The sequence below is a fragment of the Pelomicrobium sp. G1 genome (assembly GCF_051905455.1).
Lineage (GTDB): Bacteria > Pseudomonadota > Gammaproteobacteria > Burkholderiales > UBA6910 > Pelomicrobium.
Genome location: NZ_JBQACR010000002.1, coordinates 198,596 through 209,538, shown reverse-complemented (window position 1 = coordinate 209,538; position 10,943 = coordinate 198,596). Strand labels below are relative to the sequence as shown.

The following is a 10,943-nucleotide window of genomic DNA, read 5'->3' as shown; positions in this document are numbered from 1 at the left end:
CGCGAAGCGCCGTGAAGCGAGGGAAGGCGAGCGGCCGGAGCCACAACCGCCCAGGGCTTCTCCAACCGGATGCTGGATACCACCGTGGCCTGGATGAACGCGAGATGAGCGGGTTCGGAGGGCGATCCACCCTCGTTGCGGGAGGCGCGCCATGGCGGTGCTGAAGATGACCGATGTGGATCTCCGGGGCAAGCGGGTGTTCATCCGCGCCGACCTGAACGTCCCCATGGACGACGCGGGCCGCATCACCGACGACACCCGCATCCGCGCGTCTCTGCCCGCCATCCGCTACGCCCTGGAGCAAGGGGCGGCGGTGATGGTGACCTCCCATCTCGGGCGTCCCACCGAAGGGGAGCTCAAGCCCGAGGACTCCCTCGCCCCGGTGGCCGAGCGCCTCTCGGCGCTGCTGGGACGGAAGATCCCCCTGATCCGGGACTGGGTGGACGGGATAGAAGTGAAGCCCGGCGAGGTGGTGATGCTGGAGAACTGCCGCGTCAACAAAGGCGAGAAGAAAAACGACGACGCCCTCGCCCAGAAGATGGCGGCCCTGTGCGACGTCTACGTGAACGACGCCTTCGGCACGGCCCACCGGGCCGAGGCCACCACCCATGGGATCGCCAAGTACGCCCGGGTGGCCTGCGCTGGGCCCCTCCTGGCGGCGGAACTGGAGGCCCTGGGCAAGGCCTTGGAGAACCCGAGGCGGCCCCTGGTGGCCATCGTGGGCGGCTCCAAGGTCTCCACCAAGCTCACCATCCTCAAGAACCTGGCGCTGCGGGTGGACCAGCTCATCGTAGGGGGCGGCATCGCCAACACCTTCATCCTGGCGGCTGGGGGGAAAATCGGCAAATCCTTGGCGGAACCTGAGCTGGTGGATGAAGCCAGGGAAATCATGCGGCTTATGGAGGAGCGGGGCGGCGGGGTGCCCATCCCTATCGACGTGGTGTGCGCCAAAGAGCTATCGCCGAAAGCAAAAGCAGAGCTTAAGGCCACGAAGGACGTGGCCGACGACGACCTGATCCTGGATATCGGGCCCCAGTCCGCGACCGCCCTGGAGGCCTTCGTCCGCCAGGCGGGCACGGTGGTGTGGAACGGCCCCCTGGGGGTTTTCGAGTACGACCCGTTTGGGGAAGGCACCCGACGGCTGGCCCTGGCCATCGCCGGGTCTTCGGCCTTTTCCATCGCCGGAGGCGGGGACACCCTGGCGGCCATCGCCAAATACGGGGTCGGGGACAAGATCTCCTATATTTCCACAGGGGGCGGAGCGTTCCTGGAGTTTCTTGAGGGAAAGAAGCTGCCGGCGGTCGAAATTCTCGAGCAACGCGCTTCCGGATAATGAAACGCGGTTCCATCATATGGGCTATGGGAGTAAACTTTAAGGCTTCCAACCCATCCGATGGAACCGCATATGCTACGCCGCACCAAGATTGTCGCCACGTTGGGACCTGCTTCGAGCGATCCCAAAGTGCTGGAGCGCATGATCGATGCGGGGGTGGATGTGGTGCGCATGAACTTTTCCCACGGTACCGTGGAGGAGCACGTCAAGCGCGCCGAGCTGGTGCGCTCCCTTGCCCGCAGCGCCGGCCGCACCGTGGCCATCCTCGCGGATCTGCAGGGCCCCAAGATCCGCATCGGCAAGTTCGAGCGGGGCAAAGTCACCCTGGTGCCGGGCCAGACTTTCATTCTGGACGCCGAGTGCAAGCTGGGCAACGAAGAGCGGGTCGGGCTCGACTACAAGGAGCTTCCCAACGATGTGTCCAAGGGCGCGATCCTGCTTTTGGACGACGGGCGCATCGTGCTCGAAGTGGAGAGGGTCAAGGGCCCCGAAATCTACACCCGGGTGATCGCTGGGGGGGTGCTGTCCAACAACAAGGGCATCAACCGCCGCGGCGGTGGTCTCACGGCGCCGGCGCTTACAGAGAAGGATGTGGAGGACTTGAAGACCGCGGTGGCGCTCAAGGCCGATTACCTGGCGGTCTCGTTCCCCCGGTCGGGCCAGGACATGCGGGCGGCCCGGGAGCTACTGCACGAAGCGGGCGGCAAGTCCCTCCTGGTGGCCAAGATCGAGCGGGCCGAGGCGATCGACGCTCTGCCCGAGATCCTGGACGAATCCGACGCCATCATGGTGGCGCGGGGGGATCTCGCGGTGGAAATCGGCGACGCGGTGGTGCCGGCGCTGCAGAAGCGCATGATCAAAATGGCCCGTGCCCGCAACCGCCTGGCGATCACCGCCACCCAGATGATGGAGTCCATGGTCTCCAACCCCGTGCCCACCCGGGCCGAGGTGTCCGACGTGGCCAACGCCGTGTTGGACGGCACGGATGCGGTGATGCTCTCCGCCGAGACGGCCGTGGGCCAGTATCCGGTGGAGACGGTGGAAACCATGAGCCGGGTGTGCGTCGAGGCGGAAAAACAGATGGAAATCCACCTGGACCGGGACTTCATGGACCAGGTGTTCACCCGCATCGACCAGTCCATCGCCATGGCGGCCCTCTTCACCGCCTATCACCTCAAGGCCAAGGCTATCGGGGCGCTCACCCAGTCCGGCTCTACCGCTCTGTGGATGTCCCGCATGAACTCGGGGGTGCCGATCTACGGCCTGACTCCCGTGGTGGAGACCAGGCGCAAGATGGCCCTGTTCTCGGGCGTGCATCCGATCCGCTTCAATCCCCCCTCCCACGACCGGGAGGAGACCCTGCGGGCGGCGGAGGACGAACTGCTGCGGCGCGGCGCGGTGCGGGAAGGCGATTTGATCGTTTTGACCATCGGCGAGGCGGTGGGCCTCGCCGGACATACCAATACGCTAAAGGTCGTGCGCGTGGGCGAGTATCGAATCACCCAGGGCCTTACCCAGGCCGCGGCGAGGCCGCGGCGCAGGAAGGCCTGAGGGCATCTCGTTTCCCACACAATAGGAGGTTGCCATGGCTCTGATCGCACTGCGCCAGCTTCTCGACCACGCCGCGGAACACGGCTACGGCGTGCCGGCGTTCAACATCAACAACCTGGAGCAGATCCAGGCCATCATGCAGGCCGCCGACGAGACCGACAGCCCCGTGATCATGCAGGCTTCCGCCGGGGCCCGTAAGTACGCGGGGGAGGCATTCCTGCGCCACATGGTGCTGGCCGCGGTGGAGCAGTATCCCCACATCCCGGTGGTGCTGCACCAGGACCACGGTGCGAGCCCCGCCGTGTGCCAGGCCTCGATCCGCTCGGGATTTACCAGCGTCATGATGGACGGCTCCCTCAAGGAGGACATGAAGACGCCCGCCTCCTACGAGTACAACGTGGAGGTCACGCGCCGGGTGGTGGAAATGGCCCACTGGGTGGGCGTATCGGTGGAGGGCGAGCTCGGCTGCCTGGGGTCGCTGGAGACCATGACCGCCGGCAAGGAAGACGGGTCGGGCGCGGAAGGGGCCCTCACCCACGACATGCTCCTCACCGACCCGGAGCAGGCGGCCGAGTTCGTGCGGGAGACCCAGGTGGACGCCCTGGCGGTGGCCATCGGCACCTCCCATGGGGCCTACAAGTTCTCGCGGCCTCCCACCGGCGACATCCTGGCCATGGACCGGATCAAGGAGATCCACCGCCGCATCCCCAATACCCACCTGGTGATGCATGGCTCCAGCAGCGTGCCCCAGGAGTGGCTGCAGGTGATCCGGGAGTACGGCGGCGAGATGAAGGAAACCTACGGCGTGCCGGTGGAGGAAATCCAGGAAGGCATCCGCCATGGGGTGCGCAAGGTGAACATCGACACCGACATCCGTCTTGCCATGACCGGCGCCATGCGTCGCTCCCTGGCCAAGAACAAGAGCGAGTTCGACATCCGCAAGTTCCTTAAGGAAGCGATGCTCGCGGCGAAGGAGATCTGCAAAGCGCGCTTCGAGGCCTTCGGCACCGCGGGCCAGGCCTCCCGCATCGACCCGATTCCCCTGGATGCCATGGCCCGGATGTACGCCAAAGGTGAGTTGAAGCAGGTGGTGCGCTGAAGCCTCGCTCCCGCTCCATGGGGTGATTTTTGCACCGGAAAGGCGGCCGCCCGGCCGCCTTCACCCACCTGTTGCCCGAACGGCTGCTCCAGGGCGACGGAAATCGCCGCTCGCTGGCACCCTTCAGGCGTGGACCTTCTCCGGCGCCTTGCTCTGCATTAGGCGCTCGGCCTGCTTGAGCAGGAACTCGCGGAACGCCTCGGCCACCTTGGACAGGCGCTTCTGCTGCCGGTGCACCAGGTACCAGTTGCGCCGGATCGGAAAGCCCACCACGTCCAGCACCTTGAGCCGCTTGGTCTCCAGCTCCAGCTCGATGGTGTGGTAGGACACCACACCCAGCCCCATCCCGGCCTGCACCGCTTGCTTGATCGCCTCGTTGGTGCCCATTTGCATGCTGGTCTTGAGCTGCACCCGGTGCTCGGCGAAAAAGCGCTCCATAGCGCCCCGGGTACCCGAGCCGGGCTCGCGGATGACGAACACCTCCTCGGCGAGCCGCTTCATGGGGATGCGCTTTTCCTTGGTGAGGGGATGGCTGGGGGGCGCGATTACCACCAGGGGGTTTTCCATGAACGGCTGCCAGCGCACGTCTAGCCCTTCCGGCGGCAGTCCCATGATGGCCAGATCGATCTCGTTCTCCGCCAGTTGCCGCAGCACCGTCTCCCGGTTCACCACGGAGAGACTCACCTGGACGCCGGGGTGCTGCTGCACGAAGCGGGCGAGGAGCTGGGGCGCGAAGAAATTGGCCGTGGACACCACCGCGATGGCCAGGCGCCCGCGCTCCAGGCCCTTCAACTCGTTCAGTGCGTGCTCCATGTCCGAGAGCTGCTGGGCGACGGCCCGGCTGTAGTGGTAGATCTCCTTGCCTGCTTCAGTGAGGTAGATCTTCTTGCCGATTTGCTCGAAGAGGGGTAGCCCCACCTGGTTTTCGAGCTGCTTGATCTGCATGGACACCGCCGGCTGGGAAAGAAACAGTTCCTCCGCCGCTCGGGAAAAGGACAGGTGCCGGGCGACCGATTCGAACACCCGCAATTGGCGCAGGGTCACATGCAGCATGGCGAGCTCCGCCTCGTGGAAACTAAGCTTCAGCTTATCATTACAATTAAAAAATACAAGTTTCGCTTATAGTTTGCCAGGGCTACACTTTTTCCATCTTTCACGTTCAGCCCGAGAGGGAGACCGACCATGGGCACTATCACAGATCCGAAGGAACGCTACAAAGCGGGGGTCATCCCCTACAAGGTCATGGGCTACTGGGAGCCCGATTACCAGCCCAAGGACACCGACGTTATCGCCCTGTTCCGCGTCACGCCCCAGGAAGGAGTCGAGCCGGAAGAGGCCGCTGCGGCGGTGGCGGGCGAGTCCTCCACCGCCACCTGGACCGTGGTGTGGACCGACCGGCTCACGGCTTGCGAGATGTACCGGGCCAAGGCCTACCGGGTCGATCCCGTGCCCAACCGCCCGGGCGAATATTTTGCCTATATCGCCTATGACCTGGACCTTTTCGAGCCGGGCTCCATCGCCAACCTGACCGCTTCCATCATCGGCAACGTGTTCGGGTTCAAGGCGGTGAAGGCCTTGCGGTTGGAGGACATGCGCATCCCCGTCGCTTACGTTAAGACCTTCGATGGGCCGCCCACCGGGATCGTAGTGGAGCGGGAGCGGCTAGACAAGTTCGGCCGACCCCTGCTCGGCGCCACCGTCAAGCCCAAGCTGGGGTTGTCGGGGCGCAACTACGGACGGGTGGTGTACGAAGCGCTGCGCGGGGGCCTGGACTTCACCAAGGACGACGAAAATATCAACTCCCAGCCGTTCATGCACTGGCGCGACCGCTTCCTCTACTGCATGGAGGCGGTCAACCGGGCCGCGGCCGAGACCGGCGAGGTGAAAGGCCACTATCTGAACGTCACCGCGGCCACCATGGAGGACATGTACGAGCGGGCGGAATTCGCCAAGGAGCTGGGTTCGGTCATCATCATGATCGACCTGGTGATCGGCTACACCGCCATCCAGTCCATGGCCAAGTGGGCGCGCAAGAACGATATGATCCTGCACCTGCACCGAGCCGGTCATGGCACCTACACGCGCCAAAAGAACCACGGCATCTCTTTCCGCGTGATCGCCAAGTGGATGCGCATGGCCGGTGTGGACCATATCCACGCCGGCACCGTGGTGGGCAAGCTGGAAGGCGACCCCAACACCGTGCAGGGCATCTACAACGTGCTGCGCGAGCCCCGCAACACGGTGGATCTGCCCCGCGGCATCTTCTTCGAGCAGGACTGGGCGGGCTTGCGCAAGGTGATGCCGGTCGCCTCCGGCGGCATCCACGCCGGGCAGATGCACCAGCTCCTCACCTACCTGGGGGAGGACGTGGTGCTGCAGTTCGGCGGCGGCACCATCGGCCATCCCATGGGCATCGCCGCCGGAGCCACCGCGAACCGGGTGGCGCTGGAGGCCATGGTGCTGGCGCGCAACGAAGGCCGCAACATCTGGGAAGAAGGCCCCCAGATCCTGGAGCAGGCGGCCAAATGGTGCCAGCCCCTGCGGGCCGCGCTAGACGTGTGGAAGGACATCACCTTCAACTACGCCTCCACAGACACGCCGGACTTCGTGCCGTTGGAGACCCCCGTCGCCTGAATCGAGGAGCAGCCATGAGACTGACCCAAGGCACTTTTTCCTTCCTGCCCGACCTTACCGACGAGCAGATCAAGAAACAGATCGAGTATTCCCTCAGGCAGGGCTGGGCGATCAACGTGGAATTCACTGATGACCCCCACCCGCGCAATACCTACTGGGAGATGTGGGGCATCCCCATGTTCGACCTCAAGGACCCTGCGGGCATCATGTACGAGGTCAACGCCTGCCGCAAGGCCTACCCCGACCACTACATCCGGGTGACGGCCTACGACTCCACCCGGGGCTGGGAGACGCCGCGCCTGTCCTTCATCGTGCAGCGGCCCAAGGAGGAACCGGGTTTCCATCTTTGGCGCCAGGAGGCCCAAGGGCGTACGATCCGCTACACCATCCATTCCTACGCCACCGACAAGGCCAAGGGCGAGCGCTACCGCTAACCCAAAGCGGCGGGCATGGTGCCCGCCGCCCTTGGCCGTGCGTCACGCGCAGTCAAACGAGGTGAACGAGGCATGGCACGTGTTCTGATCCCTTTGGCGGATGGCTTCGAGGAGCTGGAAGCGGTCGCAGTGATCGACATCCTGCGTCGCGCCGGGATCCAGGTCGTGGTTGCGGGTCTGGGCGCGGGGCCGGTGAAGGGCTCGCGCCACACCGTGCTCCATCCGGACGAGACGCTCGATGCGGTCATGAACGAGGACTTCGACATGATCGTGCTGCCTGGCGGCATGCCGGGTGTCGCGCACCTGCGCGAGGACGCCCGCGTCCGCGAGCTGCTCGAGCGGTTCCGATCGAAGGGCCGTTACCTCGCCGCGATCTGCGCCGCGCCGTCGATCCTCGCGGCCTACGGCCACCTCGACGGCAAGCAGGCGACGAGCAACCCGAAGTTCAAGGACCAGGTCGCCATCGACCGCGTGCGTTACCGCGAGGAGGCGGTGGTCGAAGACGGTACCGTGATCACTTCGCGCGGTCCGGGCACGTCCATCCCATTCGCGCTTGCGCTGGTCGAGAAGCTCGCCGGTCGCGACAAGCGGAACGAGGTCGAGAGCGGGTTGGTGCTACCCGCCTGAACACGCCATGACCCTCACGGAGGCACGTTGATGAGCAGCGAACCCCTGCCTTACCCCGCCGCTCCCGAGGCCGCCGTGGACCTGGAGGCGGAATTCCGGGCCTCCAACGTCCAGGAGGTCCTCGACCAGCTCGACCGGGAGCTGGTGGGGCTCGCGCCGGTGAAGACGCGCATCCGCGAGATCGCGGCCCTGCTGCTGGTGGACCGGGTGCGGCGCAAGCTCCATCTGACCTCCGAGACCCCTACGCTGCACATGTCCTTCACCGGCAATCCGGGCACCGGAAAGACCACCGTGGCGCTGCGCATGGCCGACATCCTGCACCGTCTCGGCTACGTGCGCCAGGGCCACCTGGTGGCGGTGACGCGGGATGACCTGGTGGGCCAGTACATCGGCCATACCGCCCCCAAGACCAAGGAAGTGCTGAAAAAAGCCATGGGCGGGGTCCTGTTCATCGACGAGGCCTACTACCTCTACCGCCCCGAGAACGAGCGCGACTACGGCCAGGAGGCCATCGAGATCCTGCTCCAGGTGATGGAGAACCAGCGCGACGACCTGGTAGTGATCCTCGCCGGCTATAAGGACAAGATGGATCGTTTCTTCCAGAGCAATCCGGGCATGCGCTCCCGCATCGCCCACCACATCGATTTTCCGGACTACGCGCCCGAGGAGCTGTTGGCGATCGGCAAGCTCATGCTGGCGCAACAGAACTACCGCTTGAGTCCCGAGGCCGAAGAGGTGTTCAAGGACTATATCCGGCGGCGCATGGGATTGCCCCATTTCGCCAACGCCCGCTCCATCCGCAATGCCCTGGACCGGGCGCGGCTGCGGCAGGCGAACCGCCTGTTCGCCAGCCGCGGCAAGCCTCTGACGCGGGAGCAGATCATGACCATCGAGCCGACGGACCTGCTGCAGAGCCGGATCTTCCGCGAGGACGCGCCTGCCTCCGAACAGTGAGCGCGGCGCCCGGCGGCCCGTTTCAGCCCGAATCGCCATGGCACTGGAGGCGGTCATCTTCGACGTGGACGGCACCCTGGCCGACACCGAGCGGGACGGGCACCGGGTGGCGTTCAACGCCGCTTTCGCCGAGGCGGGGCTCGCCTGGCACTGGGACGCGGTGCTCTACGGCCGGCTACTGTCGGTCACCGGCGGCAAGGAGCGCATACGCCACTACGCCGAGCGCTTCGATCCCGGGACGGCCCGGCGTGCCGACTTCGCGGAGCTGGTGCAAGCGCTGCACCGGCGCAAGACCCGCATCTATACGGATCTGGTGGCGCAAGGGCGCATTGCCTTCCGCCCTGGCGTGAGACCGCTGCTGGAAGCGTTGCGGGCCGAGGGACTGCGCCTCGCCATCGCCACCACCACGACGCCGGACAACGTCCAGGCCCTCCTGGAAGCGAACCTGGGGCCGGCGGGCCCGGCCTGGTTCGAGGTGATCGGCGCTGGGGACGTGGTGGGGGCCAAGAAGCCAGCGCCCGACATCTATGCCTGGGTGCTGGACCGGCTCGGGCTGAGCCCCCAGGCGTGCCTGGCGGTGGAAGATTCCGAGAACGGGCTGCGCTCGAGCCTGCAGGCGGGGCTCGCGACCCTGATCGTGGTCAACGACTACACGCTGGGCCAGGACTTCGTTGGCGCGGTGGCGGTCGTCAGCGGCTTCGGCGAGCCGGAACGGCCCTTCCGGGTGCTGCGCGGCAGCGCCCATGGCAAACGCTGGGCGGATCCCGGCTTGCTGCGGGCCTGGCACGCCGAGGCGCTGAAGGGCGGCGGTAAAGATGTCTTATCGTAACGATAAGAAGATCGATTTGTTGTCGGGACGCTGGCGCCGCTATAGTGACAAATGGCTTACCCGCGCGCTCTGGGAGATGAAGCCAGCGCTCTGGGCGCAGGGGACGGCTTTCCTCCACTCTGACGGTTCGTTGTACCACTGCGCACGTCCGTTGGACTTAGACCCTTACCGCTTCCGCGGAAGGGTCTTTTCTTTTGGACGATCCACGGTACGGACGGGTGGAAAGGCGCCGGCTGCGTTTTCTGCGAGGAGTTGAGTCCATGCCCCTCGTCCACTTCTCAGACCTGCTTGCCCACGCCTACCGCCACCGCTACGCGGTGGGCGCCTTCGATCTGGTGGGTCTCGAGTTCCTGGAAGCGGCGCTCTCGGGGGCCGAAGCCACCCGTGCCCCGGTGATCCTGTCCCTGGCCGAATCCCACTTCGAGCACTATGACTTCGATACCTTGATGCCGGCGGTAGTGGCGGCGGCCCGCCGGGCCGCGGTGCCGGTGGCCATCCATCTGGACCACGGCTCGGGCCTGGAATCGGTCGAGCGGGCGATCCGGCTGGGGGCCAATGCGGTGATGGTGGACGCCTCACACTTGCCGTTCGCCGACAACGTGGCCCGCACCCGCGAAGTCGTGGAATTTGCCCACGCCTGCGGCGTGCCGGTGGAGGGGGAGCTCGGCTACGTGGCCGGCGTCGAAGGCGAAGACGCGGAAAAACATCCGGGCGAGCCGGTCTACACTTCCCCGGAAGAAGCGCGCCTGTTCGTCGAACAGACCGGTGTGGATTGCCTCGCGGTTTCGGTCGGCACCGTCCACGGCCGTCTGCGGGGTCGGCCCCGGCTCGATTTCGAGCGCCTGGCCCGCATCAACTCGGCCCTGGGGATTCCGCTGGTCATCCATGGCGGGACCGGCCTGGAAGACGGCGAGTTCCGACGGCTCATCGAAAACGGCGTGGCCAAGATCAATTACTACACGGCTCTTTCGGACGCCGCCGCGGCGGCGGTCCGGGAAGCGGCAGCGCAGGACCCCAAGGCGGGTTATACCCGGCTCATCGCCGGCGTGCGCCGGGCCGTCCAGGCAGAGGTGGCACGGGTGAACACCGTGTTCGGCAGTGCCGGGCGCGCTGAAGCGGCGCTCGCCGCCTGCCGCCCCTGGCGGGAGGTGGCGCACGTGGTCGTCTTCAATCCGAACGACCTGTCGCCCGAGGAAATGGAGGGTTGGATCGCCGAGGGACGGGAACGGCTCGCGCGGGTGCCGGGCGTGCGGCGCGTGGACGCGGGCCGGGCGCTCACCCCGCACGCCCGCTACCAACGGGTCTGGCTGGTGCGGTTTGCCTCGCGCGCGGTGGTCGACACTTATGCCCGGCATCCGGAGCACGTGGCCTACGCCGACCGGCGTTTCCGGCCCCACGCCGCCGATCGGCTCACCATCGACTTCGAGCTGGAGCCTTGAGGGGCGCGGGCGCGGATTCCACGCCAATCCACGGAGCATGCCA

Annotated in this window: 10 protein-coding genes; 9 read left to right on the top strand and 1 reads right to left on the bottom strand. The window is 66.0% G+C overall.

Annotation, left to right across the window (positions count from 1 at the left end):
- Positions 1 to 151: 151 nt before the first annotated feature.
- The 3 genes from ACTFO6_RS03170 to fba all read left to right on the top strand — a co-directional run bounded on the left by ACTFO6_RS03170 (position 152) and on the right by fba (position 3,983).
- A complete protein-coding gene (locus ACTFO6_RS03170; RefSeq protein WP_439932990.1) occupies positions 152 to 1,333 on the top strand; it encodes a phosphoglycerate kinase in 1,182 nt (393 codons plus the stop codon).
- Positions 1,334 to 1,405: 72 nt separating this feature from the next.
- Positions 1,406 to 2,884: a pyruvate kinase gene (pyk, locus tag ACTFO6_RS03165; RefSeq protein ID WP_439932989.1), complete on the top strand. Its 1,479-nt coding sequence runs from the start codon at positions 1,406 to 1,408 to the stop codon at positions 2,882 to 2,884.
- Between the two features lie 34 nt (positions 2,885 to 2,918).
- A complete protein-coding gene (gene fba / locus ACTFO6_RS03160) occupies positions 2,919 to 3,983 on the top strand; it encodes a class II fructose-bisphosphate aldolase (RefSeq protein ID WP_439932988.1) in 1,065 nt (354 codons plus the stop codon).
- A gap of 123 nt (positions 3,984 to 4,106) precedes the next feature.
- On the opposite strand, the gene ACTFO6_RS03155 is transcribed toward fba, so the two are convergent.
- Positions 4,107 to 5,036, bottom strand: a complete 930-nt coding sequence (locus ACTFO6_RS03155; protein ID WP_439932987.1) for a LysR substrate-binding domain-containing protein — start codon at positions 5,034 to 5,036, stop codon at positions 4,107 to 4,109.
- A gap of 129 nt (positions 5,037 to 5,165) precedes the next feature.
- On the opposite strand from ACTFO6_RS03155, the gene ACTFO6_RS03150 reads away from it, so the two are divergent.
- The 6 genes from ACTFO6_RS03150 (at position 5,166) to ACTFO6_RS03125 (ending at position 10,900) form a co-directional block, all read left to right on the top strand.
- Entirely contained in the window at positions 5,166 to 6,617 is a 1,452-nt protein-coding gene (locus ACTFO6_RS03150; RefSeq protein WP_439932986.1) for a form I ribulose bisphosphate carboxylase large subunit, read from the top strand.
- A gap of 14 nt (positions 6,618 to 6,631) precedes the next feature.
- Positions 6,632 to 7,051 carry a ribulose bisphosphate carboxylase small subunit gene (locus tag ACTFO6_RS03145; RefSeq protein WP_439932985.1) on the top strand — a complete coding sequence of 140 codons (420 nt, stop codon included), beginning with the start codon at positions 6,632 to 6,634 and terminating at the stop codon, positions 7,049 to 7,051.
- A 72-nt stretch (positions 7,052 to 7,123) separates the two neighbouring features.
- Positions 7,124 to 7,678: a DJ-1 family glyoxalase III gene (locus tag ACTFO6_RS03140; protein ID WP_147798461.1), complete on the top strand. Its 555-nt coding sequence runs from the start codon at positions 7,124 to 7,126 to the stop codon at positions 7,676 to 7,678.
- Between the two features lie 30 nt (positions 7,679 to 7,708).
- The gene (gene cbbX, locus ACTFO6_RS03135) at positions 7,709 to 8,632 is read left to right on the top strand and encodes a CbbX protein (RefSeq protein ID WP_439932984.1); all 924 of its coding nucleotides are present in this window, start codon (positions 7,709 to 7,711) and stop codon (positions 8,630 to 8,632) included.
- A gap of 37 nt (positions 8,633 to 8,669) precedes the next feature.
- Positions 8,670 to 9,461, top strand: coding sequence for an HAD family hydrolase (locus ACTFO6_RS03130; RefSeq protein ID WP_439932983.1), 792 nt, complete (start codon positions 8,670 to 8,672; stop codon positions 9,459 to 9,461).
- Between the two features lie 260 nt (positions 9,462 to 9,721).
- Positions 9,722 to 10,900, top strand: coding sequence for a ketose-bisphosphate aldolase (locus ACTFO6_RS03125; RefSeq protein WP_439932982.1), 1,179 nt, complete (start codon positions 9,722 to 9,724; stop codon positions 10,898 to 10,900).
- The last annotated feature ends 43 nt before the right edge of the window (positions 10,901 to 10,943 follow it).